At 63.1% G+C, this 21935-nt stretch carries 17 protein-coding genes; 10 read left to right on the top strand and 7 right to left on the bottom strand.

The genetic code is table 11. From position 1 onward, the window contains the following. Positions 1–63 precede the first annotated feature (63 nt). Together ACZYGA_RS02730 and ACZYGA_RS02725 are read right to left on the bottom strand one after the other, a co-directional pair. Positions 64–1320 carry a 1-acyl-sn-glycerol-3-phosphate acyltransferase gene (locus ACZYGA_RS02730; protein WP_077375253.1) on the bottom strand — a complete coding sequence of 419 codons (1257 nt, stop codon included), beginning with the start codon at positions 1318–1320 and terminating at the stop codon, positions 64–66. A gap of 53 nt (positions 1321–1373) precedes the next feature. Continuing rightward, positions 1374–2294 (bottom strand): recombination-associated protein RdgC, encoded by a 921-nt coding sequence (locus tag ACZYGA_RS02725; RefSeq protein ID WP_176493487.1) that lies wholly within the window; start codon positions 2292–2294, stop codon positions 1374–1376. Positions 2295–2624: 330 nt separating this feature from the next. Between ACZYGA_RS02725 and ACZYGA_RS02720 the strand changes: the two genes are divergently transcribed. The 8 genes from ACZYGA_RS02720 (at position 2625) to rpsA (ending at position 14843) form a co-directional block, all read left to right on the top strand. Beyond that, positions 2625–3752 carry a YHYH protein gene (locus ACZYGA_RS02720; protein WP_404625722.1) on the top strand — a complete coding sequence of 376 codons (1128 nt, stop codon included), beginning with the start codon at positions 2625–2627 and terminating at the stop codon, positions 3750–3752. Positions 3753–3932: 180 nt separating this feature from the next. Further along, a complete protein-coding gene (locus ACZYGA_RS02715; protein ID WP_084208007.1) occupies positions 3933–4424 on the top strand; it encodes an acyl-CoA thioesterase in 492 nt (163 codons plus the stop codon). Between the two features lie 282 nt (positions 4425–4706). Continuing rightward, the gene (gyrA, locus tag ACZYGA_RS02710) at positions 4707–7520 is read left to right on the top strand and encodes a DNA gyrase subunit A (protein WP_404625720.1); all 2814 of its coding nucleotides are present in this window, start codon (positions 4707–4709) and stop codon (positions 7518–7520) included. A gap of 58 nt (positions 7521–7578) precedes the next feature. After that, positions 7579–8673: a 3-phosphoserine/phosphohydroxythreonine transaminase gene (serC, locus tag ACZYGA_RS02705; RefSeq protein ID WP_077375238.1), complete on the top strand. Its 1095-nt coding sequence runs from the start codon at positions 7579–7581 to the stop codon at positions 8671–8673. A gap of 12 nt (positions 8674–8685) precedes the next feature. Beyond that, positions 8686–9825 (top strand): prephenate dehydratase, encoded by a 1140-nt coding sequence (gene pheA, locus ACZYGA_RS02700; protein ID WP_371861094.1) that lies wholly within the window; start codon positions 8686–8688, stop codon positions 9823–9825. 38 nt (positions 9826–9863) lie between these two features. After that, positions 9864–12113: a bifunctional prephenate dehydrogenase/3-phosphoshikimate 1-carboxyvinyltransferase gene (locus ACZYGA_RS02695; RefSeq protein ID WP_176493589.1), complete on the top strand. Its 2250-nt coding sequence runs from the start codon at positions 9864–9866 to the stop codon at positions 12111–12113. After that, complete coding sequence (gene cmk / locus ACZYGA_RS02690) at positions 12110–12829, top strand: (d)CMP kinase (RefSeq protein WP_084208009.1); 720 nt, start codon at positions 12110–12112, stop codon at positions 12827–12829. Before ACZYGA_RS02695 ends, cmk begins: the two co-directional genes overlap by 4 nt. Before the next feature lie 334 nt (positions 12830–13163). Continuing rightward, entirely contained in the window at positions 13164–14843 is a 1680-nt protein-coding gene (gene rpsA, locus ACZYGA_RS02685) for a 30S ribosomal protein S1 (protein ID WP_077375230.1), read from the top strand. A 254-nt stretch (positions 14844–15097) separates the two neighbouring features. Here the strand turns inward: rpsA and ACZYGA_RS02680 are convergent, their stop codons facing one another. The 5 genes from ACZYGA_RS02680 to ACZYGA_RS02660 all read right to left on the bottom strand — a co-directional run bounded on the left by ACZYGA_RS02680 (position 15098) and on the right by ACZYGA_RS02660 (position 19803). Further along, positions 15098–15307 carry a hypothetical protein gene (locus ACZYGA_RS02680; protein ID WP_077375227.1) on the bottom strand — a complete coding sequence of 70 codons (210 nt, stop codon included), beginning with the start codon at positions 15305–15307 and terminating at the stop codon, positions 15098–15100. Positions 15308–15641: 334 nt separating this feature from the next. Continuing rightward, a complete protein-coding gene (locus ACZYGA_RS02675; protein ID WP_084208010.1) occupies positions 15642–16451 on the bottom strand; it encodes an RNA methyltransferase in 810 nt (269 codons plus the stop codon). 313 nt (positions 16452–16764) lie between these two features. Further along, entirely contained in the window at positions 16765–18414 is a 1650-nt protein-coding gene (groL, locus tag ACZYGA_RS02670; RefSeq protein ID WP_065392449.1) for a chaperonin GroEL, read from the bottom strand. Between the two features lie 56 nt (positions 18415–18470). Further along, positions 18471–18764, bottom strand: a complete 294-nt coding sequence (locus ACZYGA_RS02665; RefSeq protein WP_043331438.1) for a co-chaperone GroES — start codon at positions 18762–18764, stop codon at positions 18471–18473. A 496-nt stretch (positions 18765–19260) separates the two neighbouring features. Then, positions 19261–19803, bottom strand: a complete 543-nt coding sequence (locus ACZYGA_RS02660) for an FxsA family protein (protein WP_404625718.1) — start codon at positions 19801–19803, stop codon at positions 19261–19263. 564 nt (positions 19804–20367) lie between these two features. Between ACZYGA_RS02660 and ACZYGA_RS02655 the strand changes: the two genes are divergently transcribed. Together ACZYGA_RS02655 and msrB are read left to right on the top strand one after the other, a co-directional pair. Then, entirely contained in the window at positions 20368–21129 is a 762-nt protein-coding gene (locus tag ACZYGA_RS02655; protein ID WP_084208013.1) for an SDR family oxidoreductase, read from the top strand. 196 nt (positions 21130–21325) lie between these two features. After that, positions 21326–21823 (top strand): peptide-methionine (R)-S-oxide reductase MsrB, encoded by a 498-nt coding sequence (gene msrB / locus ACZYGA_RS02650; protein WP_077375214.1) that lies wholly within the window; start codon positions 21326–21328, stop codon positions 21821–21823. Positions 21824–21935: the final 112 nt, after the last annotated feature.

The following is a 21935-nucleotide window of genomic DNA, read 5'->3' as shown; positions in this document are numbered from 1 at the left end:
GACAACGCCACCGTCGCAGGACGGTGGCGTTGTCGTGTCCAGGGAGATATCCCGTGAGCGTGATCAGTCGGTGGCGGTGGCCTCGGCGGCGTCCAGCTTCTCGTCGAGATCGATGGACAGGCCTTCACGATTGAGGATCGGGTTGGCGTACTGCACCAGCCACCAGTCCCTGAGCTCACTCGGCACGCCGGCGAGACGATTCTCGAACACGGCGCGCTCGGCACCACTGATGGCGGAGACATCCAGCGCGGCGGCCAGGCGTGGTTCGTCGCGCAGCTGCGGACGGCTGGCGGCCAGCTTCTCGAGTGCCAGCTGGTGGCTCGGGTAGAGGGTGTAGTGCTGGAGTACCTGGCGGTCGACTTCGGCGACCACGTCGTCCGGAGTGGCGAAATCGCCCTTGAGCGGCTCGCCGAACACCAGCTTGACGCGCCCCTTGTGACCGCTGATGCCGGCGGCGATCGACTGGATGTCCTCGTACTGCACCTTCTCGTAGCGCCCTTCATTGGCGATGGCCGCCAGCTCGCGCGCCTTCTGCAGATCGCAGGGGTCGAATTCGTAGCTGATGGACACCGGCACGATGTTGAGCTCGCTGACGCTCTCGCTGAAGGGGCGTGTCTTGTCGGCGGTGCGAGCCGCCATGGTCAGCATCTTGATGATGGCGCTTTCGGTGCCGTCACGGCCATCCTTGGCACGTCCTTCCCGCTGGGCCAGCCAGATGGAGTGCCGATCGTGGATCAAGGAGTGACGAATATAGCCCGACAGTGACTGGTAGGCCGCCAGCATCGCGCGCTTGCCCTTGGCGGAGCGCGGCACGATGAAGCTCTTGTTGAGGCGCATCAGGTCGGTGACGAAGGGCTTCTGGAGCAGGTTGTCGCCGATGGCGATGCGCACCGTGTCGCGGCCGTGGCGATAGAGCGCGTAGTTGACGAAGGCCGGGTCCAGCGAGATGTCGCGGTGATTGGACAGGAACAGATACGGCGTGTCTTCCGACAGCCGCTCGAGTCCCACCGTCTCGAAACTGGTGGTGGTGGTATGGATCATGCGCGCCATGTAGCTGGCGATGCGGGTCTGGAAACTGGCCACGTCCTTCACGCCCATCATCTCGCGCTTGATGGCCAGGCGAGCGATCTGGCGCGCCAGCCACGGGAAGCGCTGGGTCAGTCCCGGCAGGCGGAAGCGAGTCAGGGTGTCGAGCAGTTCGCGGTCCTGCTCGAGGCGCACCAGTACCTCACTTACCTCGTGATCGTGGTAGGGGCGAATCCTGGCGAACGGGTCCTGTTCGTCAGGCGTGGCAGGCTTGGGCGTTGCTGTGTCAGTCATCGACGCACGTCATCCGGATTGTCATTCTTGAGAAGAGAAGAAAGGGGGGGCGCTCAGCTTCCCGGCTGAGCTTCGCCGCCCAGCCAGGCGGTCATCTGCTCGATCACGCCGGAGAGCACCTGGGCCATCAGCGCGAAGTCGGTCTCCAGTCGCAGGATGGGGTCTTCACCATCCTCCTGGGCATTGGCTTCATCGATGACGGCATCGGCGAACTTGAGGCTCTTGAGCGCCATGTCCTCGCCGAGGATCAACGCGACGCGGCCCTCGACTTCCAGTGCCAGCTTGCTGACCACGCGGCCCAGAGTGAGCGCCGTCTGGATTTCCTCGCCGTCGAGGTCGAACTGACGGGCGCGCAGCACGCCATCCTCGCCGCCCGGCGCCTTGAGCTCGACCTGATCACCGACGATGAGGTCATCCGGGCGCGAGGCCACGTCCTTCAGCCAGGTGGTCATCACCTGGGAGGGCGGCTGGGCGACGGCCAGCGGCGTGACCTTGAGCGAGCCCAGCGTCTGGCGCAGCAGGTCGAGGACTTCCTCGGCACGCTTGGCGTTCGAGGCATTGACGGCGATCAGCCCGCGGCGGCTGTCCCACCACAGGTCAGTGCGCGAGGAGCGCGTGAAGGCGCGTGGCAGCAGCTCCTCGTAGATCTGCTCCTTGAGGGTCAGCTTCTCGCGGCGACGCAGCGGACGACCTTCCGCCGTCTCGCGCTCGGCGACTCGCTCCTCGAGTTCTTCCTTGACCACGGCAGTGGGCAGGACACGTTCCTGACGCAGTGCGCTGATCAGATAATGGCCCTGGATCTCGTGGACCAGCATGTCGCTGTTGCGACCGCCCGGTGCGACCCAGCCGATACGCTTGGCCTCCACCCCGCTGACGGGGCGGAACAGGTATTCGGGCAGGGCGTCGGCGAGACGACCCTCTTCCAGCGGTGCGCTGTCATGCAGGCGATAGAGCTGCAGGTTCTTGAACCACATGTGACCAGTCCTTGAGTCCGGTGAGCGGGGATTGCCCGCCTGAATGGCGCGTATTATGGCGAAACTCATGCGGCGGGTCATCCGCCGTGGACGTGACCCTGCGTCACACTGCGGTTGCCGACCATCGCGCGCGAGCGCAAAGACATACTGTGTGCACGCTGTGGCGCTAGTCTGAGATCGACCTGACGGTTCGCGGTCTGGCGGTTTGCGGTATCGCCCGATAGATATCGACCCGCAGGCATCGACCATCAGATTTGAGACGCGGAGGGCGGCAGAGTGATCGACGACGGTGTTATGAAGACTGCTGTGGGGACTGCTGAGGAGACGGTTGTGGCGGCTTTTGTGAAGAGCAGAGCGTCGGGCGCGAGCGCGCTGAAACGGGCACGGCCGCTGACGCTGGCGGCGCTGACCCTGCTGCTGTTCGGATGCAGCGGGGAGGATGACGCGCACGACAGGGCGGCCAGCACGGCGGCGGCCAGTGCAACGGTCACGAAAGAGACAGTCGTTGCAGAGGAAGCCACTGACGGCGAACCTGCCCCGGCGGCGGTTGGACTGGATCCTGAGATATTTGCCGCGGGCGCGATCGTCGGTGAGGTCGAGACCGTCGACTGCACCCTGAGCGGCGGCACGCAGACGACCTGCTATCAGTTCCGCGTGGCCGGTGCGCCCGCGGACCCGGAAACCTCGCCGGAGGGGCCTTTCTGCCCGCCCAATATCCATTCCGGTGAGGAGGAAGGCGGCACCTGGATGGATGGCGAGGGCACCCTCTATCAGGTGGACGGCGAGTTCATCAAGAATCTGGCCACTCTCTATCAGGACAAGGAGTGGCAGATGTACGACGTCAACACGGGGGAGATCACCGTGATCGATGGCGCGCGTGGCTGCGAGGTGGCGGGGAACCCGAATCCCATCGAAGGCTTCGACAACTTCTGTCTCGAGTGTCCGCTGGAGGAACTGGGCGGCGGCATCGAGAAGACTGTCGTGATCCCCAAGGTGCCGGTACCGGCCGCCGAACCGACCTCGCTGGCCGGCCGCGCCAACACCGGCGTGGCGCTCAATGGCGTGCTGTTCGGCCCGCCGGCACCGCTGGAGCTGATCCTGAGCTCTCACACCCTGGGGGTGCTCGATGATTGTGGCGCGCATGCCAATCCGCATGAGGGCTATCACTATCACACCGCCACCGGCTGCTCCGAGATCGGCATTCAGGAGGATGGCCATTCGCCGATGATCGGCTATGCGCTGGATGGCTATGCCATCTATGCCAGAGAGGACAAGGACGGCAAGGTTCCCGCTGAGCTGGATGACTGTGGCGGCGAGACGGACCCGGTGCGTGGCTATCACTATCACGCCTCCGCGCCGGGGGTTAACCAGATCTTCGGCTGTTTCATGGGCGAGAAGGGGCACTTCCTCGACGAGGAGGGAGGCGAGAGGCCGCCGCAGGGCCCGCCCGGCGAGTAGCCGTCCTGCAGGTCTGGACGTGAAGGGCATCGCCCGTGGCAGAACCCGCCGCCTTGTCAGGATGGCGAGCAGGGCAGGCGCCATCATTCAACCAAGCGTTTGTTTTTCTGCTCGTGCCCGGCCTAAGATCTGACGACGAGGGCCGAGCAGGCTCATCCGTTTCCCGCACAGGAGGCAAGGATGCAACAGGACAGCCGTCAACAGGACGCCGCCGATGAGACCGCCGGCACTTTCAGTCGCACGACACTGACGGTGCGAGGTTATCACCTGGATGGCTATGGGCACGTCAACAACGCCCGGTATCTGGAATTCTACGAAGAAGGGCGCTGGGAGTTCATGCTCGCGCATCTGGACCTGGCGGACCTCAAGCGCGAGGGCATCGCGATGGTGGCGGTCAATGTCAATCTGGACTGGCATTATCCGGCCACCGTGCATGATGAGCTGGTGATCACCACGCGACTCGCTCGGGTCGGGCGGCGCAAGATGATCATGCATCAGGAGATCCATCTGGGCGAGACGCGCATGGGCGAGGTGCATCCGCGCTCCGGCGCACTGGTCTCCCGCGCGGATTTCACCTTCGTGCTGATGAATACCCAGACCGGACGGGCCATGCCGCTGGAGGGAGAAATCGGCACGCTGCTGGTATCATTGCTGTCGCCCGAGCCGCAATGAGCGCTGTCAGCGACAGGGGCGCGGCAGTGGGCCGCTTGCCCTTGAGGCCGTACTACCGTACTGACATCCGTTTGCGGGCTCGTGTGAGCTGCTAGGTGAGCGCGCAAGTGATATAATCCCGCCACTTCGGTGCCGCGGAGCTGGCACCCCGTGTCCGCTTCACGCCACTGCCGCGCTGCAGTAGCGACCGAAACCTGATGCTGCCCGAAATACGGTTGCTGCCCCGAAACATTGTCGCTGCCGCAGTGGCGCCAACAGTTGAGTTCAAGGATTTGACGAATCATGGGTGAGATCGCCAGAGAGATACTGCCAGTCAACATCGAGGACGAGCTCAAACAGTCGTATCTCGATTACGCGATGAGCGTCATCATCGGGCGTGCCTTGCCGGATGTCCGCGATGGCCTCAAACCGGTTCACCGTCGCGTGCTGTTCGCGATGCACGAACTGAACAATGACTGGAACAAGGCCTACAAGAAATCCGCCCGTGTCGTCGGCGATGTGATCGGTAAATACCACCCGCACGGTGACAGTGCGGTCTATGACACCATCGTCCGCATGGCCCAGCACTTCTCCATGCGTTATGTGCTGGTGGATGGTCAGGGCAACTTCGGTTCCATCGATGGCGACAGCGCCGCGGCGATGCGTTACACCGAGGTGCGCATGGCGCGCCTGGCGCACGAGCTGCTGGCCGACCTCGAGAAGGACACCGTCGACTGGGTCGACAACTATGACGGCACCGAGCGCATTCCTGCCGTGCTGCCGACCAAGACCCCGAACCTGCTGGTCAACGGCTCCTCCGGTATTGCCGTGGGCATGGCCACCAACATCCCGCCGCACAACATGGGCGAGGTCATCGATGGCTGTCTGGCGCTGATCGACAACGGCGACCTGACCATCGATGAACTGATGGAATACATCCCGGGGCCGGACTTCCCGACCGCGGGTATCATCAACGGCCGTGCCGGCATCCTCGATGCCTATCGCACCGGCCGTGGTCGCATCTATGTGCGTGCCGTGCACACCATCGAGCACCACGACAAGAGCGGTCGTGACCACATCATCATCACCGAGCTTCCCTACCAGGTGAACAAGGCGCGTCTGATCGAGAAGATCGCCGAACTGGTCAAGGACAAGAAGATCGAGGGCATCGCCGAGCTGCGTGACGAGTCCGACAAGGACGGTCTGCGCGTGGTCATCGAGACCAAGCGTGGCGAATCCGGTGAAGTGGTCGTCAACAACCTCTTCTCCCAGACCCAGCTCGAGACCGTCTTCGGCATCAACATGGTTGCGCTGCACGAAGGTCAACCGAAGATCCTGAATCTCAAGCAGATTCTGGAATCCTTCGTGCGTCACCGTCGTGAAGTCGTCACCCGTCGTACGCTGTTCGAACTCAAGAAGGCGCGCGAACGCGGCCACATTCTTGAAGGTCTGGCGGTGGCGATCTCGAACATCGATGAGGTGATCGAGCTGATCAAGGGCTCGCCGAGTGCGGCGGAAGCCAAGGAAAAGCTGATCGATCGTGAATGGCAGCCGGGTCAGGTGGTCGAGATGCTCGAGCGCGCCGGTGCCACTTCCTGCCGTCCGGAAGACCTGCCGGAAGGTCTGGGGCTGTCTGAAGATGCCAGGCATTATCGTCTGTCGCCGGCTCAGGCTCAGGCCATCCTCGAGCTGCGCCTGCATCGCCTGACCGGTCTCGAGACCGAGAAGCTGCTGGCCGAGTACTCCTCCATCCTCGAGCGCATCGCCGAGCTGATGGAGATCCTGTCCTCTGCCGATCGCCTGATGGAGGTCATCCGCGAAGAGCTGCGTGAAGTGCGCGCCCAGTACGCCGATGAGCGTCGCACCGAGATCATGACCAGCCGTCGCGACCTGACCATCGAAGACCTCATCAACGAGGAAGACATGGTGGTGACGGTCTCGCGCAGTGGCTATGCCAAGACGCAGCCGCTGTCTGACTACCAGGCCCAGAAGCGCGGTGGCCGTGGCAAGTCGGCGACCGCGATGAAGGACGAGGATGTCATCGAGCACCTGCTGGTCGCCTCGACCCATGACACCGTGCTGCTGTTCTCCAACAAGGGCAAGGTGTACTGGCTCAAGGTCTACGAGATGCCGCAGGCCTCGCGTGGTTCGCGTGGCAAGCCGCTGGTCAACCTGATTCCGCTGGCGGAAGGCGAGTGGGTGACCACCATCCTGCCGGTGCGTGATTACGCCGCCGACAGCTACATCTTCTTCGCCACGGCCAACGGCACGGTCAAGCGTACGGCGCTGAGCCAGTTCTCGCGTCCGCGCAGCGTCGGCCTGATCGCGCTGGACATTGAGGAAGGCGACCGTCTGATCGGCGCCGACATCACCTCCGGCTCCGACCACGTCATGCTGCTGTCGTCCAACGGCAAGGCGATCCGCTTCGAGGAGCAGAACGTGCGTGTCATGGGCCGTACCGCTCGCGGTGTGCGCGGCATGCGTCTGATCGGCGATGCTCAGGTCATCAGCCTGATCATCCCGCGCACCACGGCCATCGATGACAACGAGGCTGACCTCGATGATTCGCTGGATGTGACGGCGGATGGCGTCGAGAGCGCTGATGTGGCAGCCACTGATGTCGCGACGGATGAAGGCGCCGCGACCGGTGAGGTGCCGCAGTGCTACATCCTGACGGCCTCGGCCAATGGCTACGGCAAGCGTACGCGCCTGGAAGAGTTCCCGCTGCGTGGCCGCGGTGGCCAGGGCGTGATCGCGATGCAGACCAGCGAGCGCAACGGCGATCTGGTCAGCGCGGTTCAGGTCAGCGACAACGATGAACTGATGCTGATCACCGACCGCGGCACCCTGGTGCGGACCCGTGTGGCCGAGGTGTCCATCACCTCGCGCAACACTCAGGGCGTGACCCTGATCCGCACGGCGGAAGAGGAGCGACTGGTGACCACGGTGCGTGTCGACGAGCCGGAAGATGTCGTGGTGATCGACGAAGACGGTACGGTCGCTCACGACGTCGAGGGTCAGGAAGAAGGCAAGAAGGACGCGCTGAGCACCGATGAACAGGTGCAGGCGGGAGACGCTGCCGAGTCGACGGATACCCCGCCGACAGACGTGGAATAAGACGCTGGATTGCGACCGCCTTCGGGGCGGTCGCTTCACTTTCGGGAATTAAGACGACATGACACGCAAGTTCAATTTCTGCGCCGGTCCTGCTGCACTGCCGACCGCTGTCCTGGAACGCGCACGCGCCGAGATGCTGGATTATCAGGGCCGCGGACTGTCCGTCATGGAGATGAGTCATCGCTCCGACGACTTCGTGGCCATCGCCGAGAAGGCCGAGGCGGATCTGCGCGAACTGCTCGACATTCCGTCCCACTATCGCGTGCTGTTCATGCAGGGCGGCGCGTCCACCCAGTTCGCGGGGGTGCCTCTGAACCTGCTGGGCGAGGGTGGCAGCGCCAACTATCTGTATACCGGTATCTGGGGCAAGAAGGCGATCAAGGAAGCCGAGCATCTGGCCGTGGGCAGCCATGTGGCCGCCTCCAGCGAGAGCAATGGCCTGATTGCCGTGCCGCGTCAGAATGCGATCCAGCTCTCGGGTGATGTGGGCTATCTGCACTACACCGCCAACGAGACCATCGGCGGCCTCGAGTTCGACTACATTCCCGAGGTGGCAGCGGATGGCGTGCCGCTGGTGTGTGACATGTCGTCTTCCATCCTGTCGGGGCCGCTGGATGTCAGCCGTTTCGGTGTCATCTATGCCGGTGCCCAGAAGAACATCGGTCCGGCGGGTCTGACGCTGGTCATCGTGCGTGAAGATCTGCTCGAGCGTGCGCGCAAGGACTGCCCGACCATGCTGAACTGGAAGACGGCCGCCGAGGCGGGCTCCATGTTCAACACCCCGCCGACCTATGCCTGGTATCTCTCAGGCCTGGTGTTCGAGTGGCTGAAGGATGAGGTCGGGGGTCTCGATGCCATGAATGCGATCAATGATCGCAAGGCGCAGGCACTTTATGCGGCCATCGACGGCAACGACTTCTACTCCAATCCGATCGTCACCGAGAACCGTTCACGCATGAACGTGCCGTTCGTGCTGGCCGATGATCGTCTCGACAAGACCTTCCTTGCCGAGTCCGAGGCGGCGGGTCTGCTCAACCTGGCCGGTCACCGCAGTGTCGGTGGCATGCGTGCCAGTCTCTACAACGCCGTGCCGGAAGCTGCCGTCACTGCGCTGGTGGACTTCATGGGCGACTTTGCGCGTCGTCACGGCTAAGGGAGAGGTGAGATGACGGATTCCAAGCAGAATCCTGCGCCGCAGGTGGCTGCCAAGGCGGTCACGCTGGACGAGCTGCGTCAGCGCATCGATACCATCGACAGCGAGCTGCTGCGCCTGATCAGCGAGCGGGCGGGCTGTGCGCAGCAGGTGGCCGAGGTCAAGATGGCGGCCGGTGACGTGGGCGAGGATGGCCAGGTGCAGTTCTATCGTCCTGAGCGTGAAGCCCAGGTGTTGCGCCGTATCATGGCCGACAACCCCGGCCCGCTGAAGGGCGAGGAGATGGCGCGTCTGTTCCGCGAGATCATGTCCGCCTGTCTGGCGCTGGAGCAGCCGATTCGTCTGGCCTATCTCGGCCCGGAAGGCACCTTTACCCAGCAGGCCGCGCTCAAGCACTTCGGTGACAGCGCCGTGACCAAGCCGATGGCCGCCATCGACGAGGTGTTCCGCGAAGTGGAAGCCGGCGCGGTGCAGTACGGCGTGGTGCCGGTGGAAAACTCCACCGAGGGCGTCATCAATCACACGCTGGATTCGTTCATGGGCTCGCAGCTCAAGATCTCCGGCGAGGTGGTGCTGCGCATTCACCATCACCTGCTGGTGGGCCCGAATACGCGTCGCGAGAAGATCTCGCGCATCTATTCCCACGCCCAGTCGCTGGCCCAGTGCCGCAAGTGGCTGGATGCCCACTTCCCGCACGCCGAGCGCATCGCGGTGTCCTCGAATGCCGAGGCCGCGCGTCAGGTGCGCACCGAGTGGCACAGTGCGGCGATTGCCGGTGACATGGCGGCCAAGCTCTATGAGCTGGAGAAGGTCGAGGAGAAGATCGAGGACAGCCCCGACAACTCCACGCGTTTCCTGATCATCGGCGACAGCTCGGTGCCGGCGTCCGGTGATGACAAGACGTCCATCGTGGTGGCGATGCGCAACCAGCCGGGGGCGCTGCATGACCTGCTGGCACCGTTCCATCGCCACCAGATCGATCTGACCCGCGTCGAGACGCGGCCGTCGCGCTCGGGTGCCTGGAACTATGTCTTCTTCATCGACTTCCGTGGCCACCGTGATGATCCGCTCATCACGGAGACGCTGGAAGAGCTGCGTCAGTGCGCGGCGGACGTCAAGGTGCTCGGGTCCTACCCGGTCGGTGTGCTGTGAGCGAGTCGGAACAGGCAGTGACTGGCGCGGCGGCGGACATGCTGTCCTCGGAGCGGCTGGCCGGCGAGCGGCGTATCCTGCTGGTCGGGCTGGGGTTGATCGGTGGCTCGCTTGCCGCCGCATTGCGTGCGGCGGGTCATCGCGGCGAGATTCTCGCCTGTGATCGGGATTCCAACGAGATCTGCCTCGGTCAGCGCATGAAGCTGATCGATGGCGGCAGTACTCAGCTGGCTGGGCTGGTGCCCGGCGCCTCGCTGGTGGTGCTGTGCGTGCCGGTGATGGCGATGCAGGGCGTGATGGCGGAGATCGCACCGCTGCTGGACGATGATGCGGTGGTCACCGATGTCGGCAGCACCAAGGGCGCGATCCGCGACGCGGCGATCGGCGTGTTCGGTCACATGCCGCCGAATCTGGTGCTCGGGCATCCGATCGCCGGTTCCGAGAAGAGCGGGGTGGCGGCGTCCAATCCCGAGCTCTATCGCGATCACAAGGTGATTCTGACGCCGGAACCGGACAGTGACCCCGAGGCCGTGGCACGCGTGGCCGCCATGTGGTCGGTGTGTGGTGCTCAGCTGCTGGACATGAGCGTGGCACGCCACGACGAGGTTTTGGCACGCACCAGCCATCTGCCGCATCTGCTGGCGTTCTCGCTGGTAGACAGCCTGGCGCGTCAGGATGAGCGCCTGGAAATCTTCCGCTACGCGGCGGGCGGTTTCCGCGACTTCACGCGTATCGCGGGCAGTGACCCGGTGATGTGGCGTGACGTCTATCTGGCCAACCGCGATGCGGTGCTGGAGGCGCTGGATGAATTCGAGGCCGGGGTAGCGCGAGTGCGTGCTGCCGTGACCGCGGGCGATGGCGAGGCGATGCTGGGGATATTCACCCGCGCCAGCCACGCTCGACACTACTTCAATACCCTATTGAAACAGACGAGTTATCAGACAATGGAACAGCAGAACGTGCGGTACCGTGCACTGCCGGGTGGGCAGGTTCAGGGGCGCATTCGTGTGCCGGGTGACAAGTCCATGTCACATCGCTCCATCATGCTGGGCGCGCTGGCGAACGGCGTGACTGAGGTCGAGGGCTTCCTCGAGGGTGAAGACAGCCTGGCCACGCTGCAGGCCTTCCGCGACATGGGCGTGGTCATCGAAGGCCCGCATCAGGGTCGTGTGACCATTCATGGCGTGGGCCTCAACGGCCTGAAGCAGCCGCCGGGCCCGCTGTATGTCGGCAACTCCGGCACCGCGATGCGTCTGTTCGCCGGCCTGCTGGCCGGTCAGGCCTTCGATACCGAGCTGACCGGTGATGCCTCGCTGACCAAGCGCCCGATGGACCGCGTCGCCAACCCGCTGCGCGAGATGGGCGCGGTGATCGATACCGCCGAGAATGGCCGTCCGCCGCTGCGTATCCACGGTGGTCAGCCGCTCAAGGGGATCCGCTACGAGATGCCGATGGCGTCTGCCCAGGTCAAGTCCTGCCTGCTGCTGGCCGGTCTCTACGCCGAAGGCGAGACCCGCGCCATCGAGCCGGCACCGACGCGTGACCACACCGAGCGCATGCTCAACGGCTTCGGCTACAAGGTCGAGCGTCAAGGCGCCGAAGCGTGGCTGACCGGTGGTGGCAGCCTCGAGGCCTGCCCGATCGACGTGCCGGCCGACATCTCCTCCGCGACCTTCTTCCTGGTCGCCGCGGCCATCACGCCGGGTGCCGATCTGGTGCTGGAGCACGTCGGCATCAACCCGACGCGCATCGGCGTGATCAACATCCTCAAGGCGATGGGCGCCGATCTGAGCATCTCCAACGAGCGTGAAGTCGGCGGTGAGCCGGTGGCGGACCTGCACATCCGCTATGCGCCGCTCAAGGGGATCGACATCCCGGAAGATCAGGTCCCGCTGGCCATCGACGAATTCCCGGCGCTGTTCATCGCGGCGGCCAATGCCGAGGGCATGACCCGCCTGCGTGGCGCCGAGGAGCTGCGCGTCAAGGAGTCCGACCGCATCCAGGTGATGGCGGACGGTCTGGCGCAGATCGGTGTCGAGCACGAAGTCGTCGCCGACGGTATCGACATCCGTGGCGGTGCCTACGGTGGCGGTCTGGTCGACAGTCACGGTGACCACCGTATCGCGATGGCCTTCAGCGTGGCGGCGCTGCGTGCGCAGGGCGAAATCCTGATCGATGATTGTGCCAATGTCGCGACCTCCTTCCCGAACTTCGTGGCGCTGGCCAGTGAAGTCGGCATGCAGGTCGAGAACCTCGGTGCCGTGGCACCCGGACAGGAGGCGTCATGAGTGGTGAAGCGACTCCGCATCACAGCCAGGTGAGCGATGAGCCGGTGCTGACCCTCGATGGCCCCGGCGGGGCCGGCAAGGGCACCATCAGCCGTCTGGTCGCGGCGAGCCTGGGCTGGCACCTGCTGGACTCCGGTGCGCTGTATCGCCTGACGGCTCTGGCCGCCGAGCGTCACGGTGTGGCCTTGGAGGACGAGTCCGCGGTGGCCACCATCGCCGAGCACCTCGATGTCCAGTTCGATGCCGAGGGGGATGCCACTCGCGTGATTCTCGAGGGTGAAGACGTCACGCGTGACATCCGTCTCGAGACGGTCGGCAACAACGCCTCCATCATCGCGGCCCAGCCGCGCGTGCGCACCGCACTGCTGGCACGTCAGCGTGCCTTCGCGCGTGCGCCGGGCCTGGTGGCCGACGGTCGCGACATGGGTACGGTGGTCTTCACCGAGGCGCCGCTCAAGATCTTCCTCACCGCCTCGGCCGAGGAACGTGCCCGCAGACGTCATGCCCAGTTGCAGGAAGCAGGTGTGGATGCTAATATTTCGAGCCTTTTGACAGAAATACAGGCGCGCGATGCACGCGACATGGGCCGGGCAGTCGCCCCGCTCAAGCCGGCAGATGACGGCGTGATCCTCGATACGACGGATCTCGACATCGAGCAGGTGGTCGAGCGCATCCAGCAGCTGCTGGTCGAGTATGGCCTGGTGGCGGAACGCTGAAACGGCATGTCCGTGGCCTTCATCGGCAAGCGTACCTGTTGTGTCAGGACAATCGATTGATAGCCTGCTGCTGCATCAAGGCCTTCGGGCCGGGCAGTGGCAGGCTTCGCTCGCTCTGCGAGCGGAGACGCAGGACAAGGCACGACCCAGATGACACTGCGGTGTCATCAACCCCCCGGCCAGGTGTCATGGGGTGCATCGGCGGCAAGCGGAAAGCCGGTGTATCTCGAACCAGCGTCAACGCCCCCGGGGATATGTAGATATGGCCCGTGCTTGCTGGTGGTACGGAGACTGCGGTGCAAGCCGCCCCAAACGTTGATCATGTAGGAATACCATGAGCGAGAGCTTTGCTGATTTATTTGAACAGTCACTCCAGGACATCAACATGGAGCCGGGCGCAATCGTGTCCGCCACCATCGTCGATATCGATGGCGACTGGATCACTGTCAATGCCGGTCTGAAATCTGAAGGTCAGATTCCGTCTGAACAGTTCCGTGACGAAAGTGGCCAGCTGTCCATCAGCATCGGCGACGAAGTCATGGTCGCGCTGGAAGCCGTCGAAGATGGCTTCGGTGAGACCCGCCTGTCCCGCGAGAAGGCCAAGCGTGCCGAAGCGTGGAAAGAGCTGGAAGCCGCCTTCGAGAAGGACGAGATCGTCAAGGGCGTGATCAACGGCAAGGTCAAAGGTGGCTTTACCGTCGACATCAACACCATCCGTGCCTTCCTGCCGGGTTCTCTGGTCGATGTCCGCCCTGTGCGCGACACCGCCCACCTCGAGAACAAGGAACTGGACTTCAAGGTCATCAAGCTCGACGCCAAGCGCAACAACGTTGTCGTGTCTCGTCGTGCCGTCCTCGAAGCCGAGAACAGCGCTGAGCGTGAAGCCCTCCTGGCCACTCTGCAGGAAGGTCAGCAGATTCAGGGTATCGTCAAGAACCTGACCGACTACGGCGCCTTCGTCGACCTCGGCGGCGTTGACGGCCTGCTGCACATCACCGACATGGCCTGGAAACGCATCAAGCATCCGTCCGAGATCGTTGCTGTCGGCGACGAGATCAACGTCAAGGTGCTGAAGTTCGACCGCGAGCGCAACCGTGTGTCTCTGGGTCTCAAGCAGCTGGGTGAAGATCCGTGGGTCAACATCAAGGCTCGCTACCCGGAAGGCGCCAAGATCAACGCACGCGTCACCAACCTCACCGACTACGGCTGCTTCGCCGAGCTGGAAGAGGGCGTCGAAGGTCTGGTCCACGTGTCCGAAATGGATTGGACCAACAAGAACATCCACCCGTCCAAGGTTGTCAATGTCGGCGATGACGTGGAAGTGATGATTCTGGACATCGACGAAGAGCGTCGTCGTATCTCCCTAGGTATCAAGCAGTGCACCACCAACCCGTGGGAAGACTTCAGCGGCAAGCACAACAAGGGCGACCGTGTCTCCGGTACCATCAAGTCAATCACTGACTTCGGTATCTTCATCGGTCTGGAAGGCGGCATCGACGGCCTGGTTCACCTGTCTGACATCTCCTGGAACGAAGCTGGCGAAGAAGCCGTGCGTCGTTACAAGAAGGGTGAAGAAGCTGAAGCGGTCATCCTGTCCATCGATCCGGAACGTGAGCGCATCTCTCTGGGCATCAAGCAGCTCGAGAGCGATCCGGTCTCTGAATACCTGGCCGTCAACGACAAGGGCGCCATCGTGTCCGGTCGTGTTGTCGACATCGACGCCAAGGAAGTTCAGGTCGAGCTGGCCACTGACGTCATCGCCATCCTGAAGGCGTCTGAAATCAGCGCTGATCGTGTCGAAGACGCACGCAACGTCCTGAGCGTCGGCGATGCTGTCGAAGCCAAGATCGTCGGTGTGGATCGCAAGAGCCGCCTGATCAACCTGTCCGTCAAGTCCAAGGACCAGGTGGAAGCACCGCGTCGCGATGCTGCCAAGCCGCGTACCCAGGAAGTCGAGAGCAACGGCCCGACAACCATCGGTGACCTGATCAAGCAGCAGCTGGGTCAGGAGTGATCCCGAGACATTCCGCCTCCTCGTGAGGCGGGATGTCCGGATCCACGCTGAGGTGACATGCCTCTGGTTGCCACCTCAGCGTCTCCGAATCGGTATCCTGCACACGACGCATGTCATGCGCAGGAACGAAAAAAACCGCCACCCTTCGGGGTGGCGGTTTTTTTGTGTCCAGAGATCGTGTCCGGGAAGTGCGGAGATCGTGTCTGGAAAGTGCAGAGATCGTGCCTGTGCACCCTGTCCTCGCTGTGCGGACGTTACCGGTTGATTCCGCTGGCGAGAGAATGCCCGGAGTCCACACGCTGACTGTTCTGGGCGAGAAGCTGCATCTGGCGCAGGGAGATGGTGCAGTAGAGGCTGCGGTACTGTGCCGGCTGCTCCGTCGGGTCGATCTGATGCAGGCGCTTTTCCAGTTGCTGGATGTCGCGGGCCAGTTGCTGAGGGCTGAGAGAGGCTGTCTGAGTCATGGTGGGCGCTCCTTGAGTTCAATGAACATCATTGCAAGGGTCAGGCGTGACGCCTCTCGTGGCGAGCTGTCGCGCGCTCATCGGGAGTCTTTGCCTGAGGTGGCGACAGGGGCGGCGGGGTCTGCGTGACCCTGCCACCTTCCGTCGCGAGTCATCGTCGTGACCACTACAGTCTGGACGATGTTCAAGCGTGCGCCTTGATCCATGTCAGGACGATGACGTCGAGCTGACAGTCTGCCTGTGGGATTGGCGGGTCGGGCCAGCAGACCAAGCACCAGTCGTTGCCGGCCCCATCGTCTCTTGATTGGCTCATCCCCGCCCAGCCCTGCGTGGTCTAGTCGTTCTCGCTCTGATCGGGCTTGGTGGCTTCAGCGGCGGCGGTCTGGCGTTCCAGGTTGGCCAGCATGCCGCGCAGGATGGACAGCTCACGGCGGGTCGGTTCAGCGCGGGCAAACAGTGCACGCAGACGCTCTTCGGTCTGTGAGTGCGGTTGATTGAGGAAGCCGGAACCGCGCAGGGCACGGCCGAGGTGCTCGTGGAAGTGGCCGAGCTGCTCGCGGGTCGGCAGCTGGTCATCCTCACGACGCGCGACCGGAGCCTCGCTGGTTGGCTCCAGGGTGCGACGCCAGGCGCTGCGACACTCGTGGGCGAGTACCTGTACGGCCTGGGAGACATTGAGGATGCCGTAGTCGGGGTTGGTGGGGATGGACACCTGGTGCGTGCAGCAGCCGATCTCCTCGTTGGTCAGCCCGAAGCGTTCACGGCCGAACACCAGCGCCACCTTGCCATCCTGGGCGGTATCGATGACGCGCGCGGCCATCTCGCTCGGCTCATCGAAGTGAGGCAGCGGCAGACTGCGCAGGCGGGCACTGGCACCGATGACCAGCTGGCAGTCATTGACGGCGTCTTCGAGACGCTCGACCACGCGGGCGTTTTCCAGAAGCTCCGCGGCGCCGCTGGCCATGCGTGTGGCTTCCTCATCGGGGAAGCAGCGCGGGTTGACCAGCACCAGGTCCTTGATGCCCATGGTCAGGATGGCGCGAGCGGTAGCGCCGATATTGCCGGGATGGAAGGTCTGCACCAGCACGACACGCACATTGTCGAGGGTGGCAGGGCTCGAGGCAGAGCTGGAGGTATCAGTCATGAGAAGAAGATCCTGGGCAAGCGAGGCGCGCGGCCTGAGCGGTTGTCGTCATTGATCGTGGGCGTCAATGCGCTGCCAGCCTCGTGCACTGCCAGCGTCATGCACTGTCATCACGAAGAGGCAATGTCTCAGGTCGCCGCAAAAAAGTGGCGCCTAGTGTAGCGTGACGGGCGAGAGGAGTCAGGTAGCGGCCTGCGCCGTGCAAGCGAGGCATGTCACGGCGGGGAGCGTGAATGTCAGGCATGAAAAAACCGCCCCTGCTTGCGCAGGAGCGGTTCGGGTCACGACGGGTGAGTCGTGGGGTGAGGCTGGCTTACATCATGCCGCCCATGCCACCCATTCCGCCCATGCCACCCATGTCGCCGCCGCCGGCAGCTGCCTTGTCTTCCGGGTCTTCGGCGATCATGCATTCGGTGGTGATCATCAGGCCGCCGATGGAGGCTGCGGACTGCAGGGCAGAACGCGTCACCTTGGCCGGGTCCAGCACGCCCATCTCGAACATGTCGCCGTAGACACCGGTGGAGGCGTTGTAACCGTAGTTGCCTTCACCTGCCTTGACGTTGTTCAGCACGACGGAGGCTTCTTCGCCAGCGTTGGTGACGATCTGACGCAGCGGCGCTTCCATGGCGCGCAGCGCGATGGCGATACCGTGAGTCTGGTCTTCGTTGTCGCCTTTCAGCTCGGTCAGCTGGTTGAGGACGCGAACCAGGGCGGTACCACCGCCAGGCACGACACCTTCCTCGACGGCTGCACGAGTGGAGTGCAGGGCGTCTTCGACGCGAGCCTTCTTCTCTTTCATCTCGACTTCGGTGGCAGCACCGACGCGGATGACGGCAACACCGCCGGCCAGCTTGGCGACACGCTCCTGCAGCTTCTCGCGGTCGTAGTCAGAGGAGGTTTCCTCGATCTGCGCGCGGATCTGGGAGACACGAGCTTCGATGTCGCCTTCGTTGCCGGCGCCATCGATGATGGTGGTGTTTTCCTTGGACATGGTCACGCGCTTGGCGGTGCCCAGGTGGTCCAGGTTGGCCTGCTCGAGGTTGAGGCCGACTTCTTCGGAAATCACGGTGCCGCCGGTCAGGACAGCGATGTCCTGCAGCATGGCCTTGCGACGATCACCGAAGCCCGGCGCCTTGACGGCCGCGACCTTGACGATACCGCGCATGGTGTTGACGACCAGAGTCGCCAGCGCTTCACCTTCGATGTCTTCGGCGACGATCGCCAGCGGCTTGCCGGACTTGGCGACGCCTTCCAGCACCGGCAGCAGTTCGCGGATGTTGGAGATCTTCTTGTCGACCAGCAGGATGTACGGGTCTTCGAGCTCGACCGCCATGGTGTCCTGGTTGGTGACGAAGTACGGAGACAGGTAGCCACGGTCGAACTGCATGCCTTCGACGACTTCCAGCTCGTCTTCGAAGCCACGGCCTTCATCGACGGTGATGACGCCTTCCTTGCCGACTTTCTCCATCGCTTCCGCGATGATCTCGCCGATGCGAGAGTCGCCATTGGCGGAGATGGTACCGACCTGGGCGATGGCCTTGGTGTCGGTGCACGGCACGGACAGCTCACGCACGGCCTTGACGGCTTCGATGACGGCCTTGTCGATGCCGCGCTTCAGGTCCATCGGGTTCATGCCGGCGGTCACGCCCTTCAGGCCTTCATTGACGATGGACTGAGCCAGCACGGTGGCGGTGGTGGTGCCGTCACCCGCGACGTCGGAAGTCTTGGAAGCGACTTCCTTGACCATCTGGGCGCCCATGTTCTCGAAGCGATCCTTCAGCTCGATTTCCTTGGCGACGGACACGCCGTCCTTGGTCACGGTCGGTGCGCCGAAGGATTTTTCCAGCACCACGTTGCGGCCTTTCGGGCCGAGGGTAGTCTTGACGGCATCCGCCAGGACATTGACACCACGCGCCATGCGCTTGCGAGCATCATCGGAGAAACGAACGTCTTTTGCAGCCATTGTTATCTCTACCTTTAATCAGTAAGTCGTAGCATTTAAACCGGAAACGCTGGAAATCAGCCTTCCACCACGGCGAGGATGTCGCTCTCGCTCATGATCAGCACTTCTTCGCCGTCGATCTTCTGCTTCTCGACGCCGTAGCCATCCTTGAAGATGACGGTGTCGCCGACTTTCACGTCAAGCGGGCGAACTTCACCGTTCTCGAGGATGCGGCCGTTGCCGGCGGCAAGAATTTCACCGCGCGTCGGCTTTTCCTGAGCGCTGCCGGGCAGAACGATGCCACCTGCAGTTTTCTGTTCTTCTTCCACGCGACGGACCACGACGCGATCGTGCAAGGGACGGATGTTCATTGCTCACGTTCTCCTGATGGTAAATCCCGCCATCTGCCGGTCTTTGCCGGCACGTCTGGCGTTCAATGGGGTTGCCTACCGAGTGTTGGGCCTCGCAGAGGCGAGGCCGTTATCCATTGCACCGCTTTTATGGTGGCGAGAGGACAGCTTTCAAGTAGGCGAACATAAAAAAATTTCAAATCTCGTCATCAACTGCGTCGCCTGAAAGGCACGCACTTGAGGTGCCGACTATCCCGATGCACTACTGTGAGTTGAATCAAGCAGTTGAGTGTATCTGAGCCATACGCCTCTGGCATGTGGACGCCCGACGGTGAATGACGTCCATTGGTACTAGGTGTCAGCGATGAGGCGCGTTGCGCAGCGCGGCCATGCACAGCGCGGCCATGCATGGCAACGAAAAGCCCGGCAGGGGAGATGGGCTCCCGTACCGGGCTTTGATCATCATCATGCAGTGGGGGCTCGTCGGGCTCTTTGCCTGTCGAGACGCGATGCCGGCCTACAGACGGGGCTCATCGCGGCTGATGTAGTCGCCTTCCAGCGGCTGCCCACCCTTGTCACCGCTATTGGCGCGGCCTGATTCGCGCTGTGGCTCCTCCTGCTGGGCAGTGCCGTGATCCGTGGACTGCCAGTTGCCGGAGTGCGTCTGACGTGACTGACTCTGTGCGTAGAAGCGACCCTTGAAGAAGCGTGCGATGACATTGTTGCCGCTCAGGCCTCGGGTCAGCAGTCCACGCGAGGCCGGCAGCAGGCAGAGCAGTCCCAGGCCATCCGAGAGAAATCCCGGTGCCATGAGCAGCGCGCCACCGAAGATCAGTGCCGCGCCTTCCATCAGTTCACCGGAGGGCATCTCGCCACGTTGCAGGCGCTCCTGGGCACGCATCAATGTCGCGCGACCTTCGCGTCGAATCAGATGCAGGCCCACGGCGCCGGTGATCAGTACCAGTGCCAGCGTCGGCAACAGCCCTATCTGGCTGCCAAGACTGAACAGCACCACGAAATCCAATAACCCGAACAGGGTAATCACTAGCAGTATGGGCATCGTCTCTCCCGAATCCGGTAAATGGCAGCTTGCACCAATGCGTCAAGGGTAAACCAGCAGCAGGATGGGGAACAGTCGAATCGGTGTCATGAAAGGCTCATGCCGGCCGACGTGGATGGCTGGCGCTGGTGGTAGAGCGGTGCCATGCTGGATGTTGCAGTGCACAATGACAGCGAGTGATACCGTGTCAGGCGCGACGGATGTCTCAAGTGTCCGAAGGTGGCAACGATACGCCTGACCAGGCGGGCCCATGGCGGCCGGAAGCAGCATGGGCACGCCGCATCAGCACCCGCCTGCAGGCCGCTACGTTGATGACGAGACCGGTTGCGTTGGCCGGTTGGGCCAGCGTTGAGGCAGGACACGTCGCAATCTGTTGCACTGCGTCATGCAGATTCACCGTGAGCCTGCAGCGTTCGTCATCCGTGACAGCTCCAGTCACGGTGGCACACGCGGATGGACGCGGTGCGGGACACTCGACACATTGATCGTGACGCTCGTACGGCATGCGGGCCTCGCACCCGGCAGGCATTTCTCGCTGTCGGCAGACAACCTGGGAGACGGGACATGAAGCTTGACGACAAGGTCATCGCGATTACGGGCGGCGCTCGTGGGCTGGGGCTGGCCATGGCGCGACATCTGGGTGAGAAGGGCGCCGTGCTGGCGCTGCTGGATATCGAACAGGGCGGTCTGGATGACGCTGTCTCGAGCCTGGAAGCGGCGGGCATCAAGGCGCAGGGGTTCGTGACCGACGTCGCGGACGAGGCCTCCGTCACGCAAGCCTTCTCTGCCATCAAGGCGGCGCTGGGTCCGGTGAGTGGTCTGGTCAACAATGCCGGCATTACCCGAGATGGTCTGCTGATCAAGGCGCGTGATGGAGTCGTGGAGAAGACCATGTCGCTGTCCAGCTGGCAGCAGGTCATCGATGTCAATCTGACCGGTGTCTTCCTGTGCACGCGTGAAGCCGCCAGTCAGATGATCGAGGCCGGTCAGCCGGGCGTGATCGTCAACATCTCCAGCATCTCGCGCGCCGGCAACATGGGGCAGAGCAATTACACCGCAGCCAAGGCGGGTGTCGCCGCGATGAGCGTCACCTGGGCCAAGGAGCTGGCGCGCTACAAGATTCGTGTCGGTGCCGTGGCACCGGGCTTCATCGCCACTGAAATGACCGCCGGCATGAAGCCGGAGATGCTCGACAAGATCAAGAGTGGCATCCCGATGCGTGATCTGGGACGTCCGGAAGACATCGCGGGCAGCGTGGCCTTCATCTTCGACAATGATTACTTCACGGGGCGCGTGATCGAATGTGATGGCGGTCTGCGTATCTGAGCCGATGTCTCCTGCCTGACGTCATGCCTCCCTCTGTGAATGCGCAAGCCCCCATGCCGGATCTGCCGATATGGGGGCTTTTTCGTGCATGCGAGAGAGTCGACTTGCGTGCGAGGGCCAAGGTGACATGCATCCAACGAGGCGTGCCGTGCGTAATCCCGGTATCGCGGTTCATATCGGATAAAGGAGATTCGTCATGCAACGTCGCCAATTCATGGGGCTTGTATTGGGTGGCGGTGCGATGTTGGCACTGCCGGGACTGGCTGCCGCTCGCCCGGAGCTTGAGCTGGAGCGCTCGCCGGACATTGCCGAGCTCGTGCTGGATGACGACGAGTGGCGCGCACGCCTGAGTGCAGAGCAGTATCGCGTGCTGCGCGAGGAAGGCACCGAGCGCTCAGGCTCCAGCGCGCTCAACAAGGAATCGCGTGATGGTGAGTACCGTTGTGCCGGTTGTGACCTTGCGCTGTTCACCTCGCGTACCAAGTTCGAGTCCGGCACTGGCTGGCCGAGTTTCTTCGATCATATCGAAGGGCATCTGTTGACCAAGACGGACTACGGGCTGGTGTGGCCGCGTACCGAATATCACTGCGCACGCTGCGGAGGGCATCAGGGACACGTGTTCGAGGACGGCCCCAGGCCCACGGGACTGCGCTGGTGCAACAATGGGGTGGCGCTGCGTTTCGTGCCGGCCTGAGGGGGCCTGTGAAGCTAAAGCAATCCACGGGCTTTGTGGTAACGTGACGGCATCGTGATGCAGGCGGCCCGGTCGACTCAGCGACCGGGCCGCCTGCGTCTTGTCACCAGAA

Source organism: Cobetia sp. BL01 (assembly GCF_056493605.1).
This window is presented reverse-complemented; position numbering and strand designations above follow the sequence as displayed.

Excerpts from the sequence above, each read along its gene's own strand:
- ACZYGA_RS02715 (WP_084208007.1), top strand. The coding sequence starts at position 3,933 with ATGCAACAGGACAGCCGTCAACAGGACGCCGCCGATGAGACCGCCGGC.
- serC (WP_077375238.1), top strand. The coding sequence starts at position 7,579 with ATGACACGCAAGTTCAATTTCTGCGCCGGTCCTGCTGCACTGCCGACC.
- ACZYGA_RS02675 (WP_084208010.1), bottom strand. The coding sequence starts at position 16,451 with ATGACTGATACCTCCAGCTCTGCCTCGAGCCCTGCCACCCTCGACAAT.
- ACZYGA_RS02725 (WP_176493487.1), bottom strand. The coding sequence starts at position 2,294 with ATGTGGTTCAAGAACCTGCAGCTCTATCGCCTGCATGACAGCGCACCG.
- ACZYGA_RS02680 (WP_077375227.1), bottom strand. The coding sequence starts at position 15,307 with ATGACTCAGACAGCCTCTCTCAGCCCTCAGCAACTGGCCCGCGACATC.
- ACZYGA_RS02730 (WP_077375253.1), bottom strand. The coding sequence starts at position 1,320 with ATGACTGACACAGCAACGCCCAAGCCTGCCACGCCTGACGAACAGGAC.
- msrB (WP_077375214.1), top strand. The coding sequence starts at position 21,326 with ATGCAACGTCGCCAATTCATGGGGCTTGTATTGGGTGGCGGTGCGATG.
- ACZYGA_RS02660 (WP_404625718.1), bottom strand. The coding sequence starts at position 19,803 with ATGCCCATACTGCTAGTGATTACCCTGTTCGGGTTATTGGATTTCGTG.
- gyrA (WP_404625720.1), top strand. The coding sequence starts at position 4,707 with ATGGGTGAGATCGCCAGAGAGATACTGCCAGTCAACATCGAGGACGAG.
- cmk (WP_084208009.1), top strand. The coding sequence starts at position 12,110 with ATGAGTGGTGAAGCGACTCCGCATCACAGCCAGGTGAGCGATGAGCCG.
- rpsA (WP_077375230.1), top strand. The coding sequence starts at position 13,164 with ATGAGCGAGAGCTTTGCTGATTTATTTGAACAGTCACTCCAGGACATC.
- pheA (WP_371861094.1), top strand. The coding sequence starts at position 8,686 with ATGACGGATTCCAAGCAGAATCCTGCGCCGCAGGTGGCTGCCAAGGCG.
- ACZYGA_RS02695 (WP_176493589.1), top strand. The coding sequence starts at position 9,864 with ATGCTGTCCTCGGAGCGGCTGGCCGGCGAGCGGCGTATCCTGCTGGTC.
- groL (WP_065392449.1), bottom strand. The coding sequence starts at position 18,414 with ATGGCTGCAAAAGACGTTCGTTTCTCCGATGATGCTCGCAAGCGCATG.
- ACZYGA_RS02655 (WP_084208013.1), top strand. The coding sequence starts at position 20,368 with ATGAAGCTTGACGACAAGGTCATCGCGATTACGGGCGGCGCTCGTGGG.
- ACZYGA_RS02665 (WP_043331438.1), bottom strand. The coding sequence starts at position 18,764 with ATGAACATCCGTCCCTTGCACGATCGCGTCGTGGTCCGTCGCGTGGAA.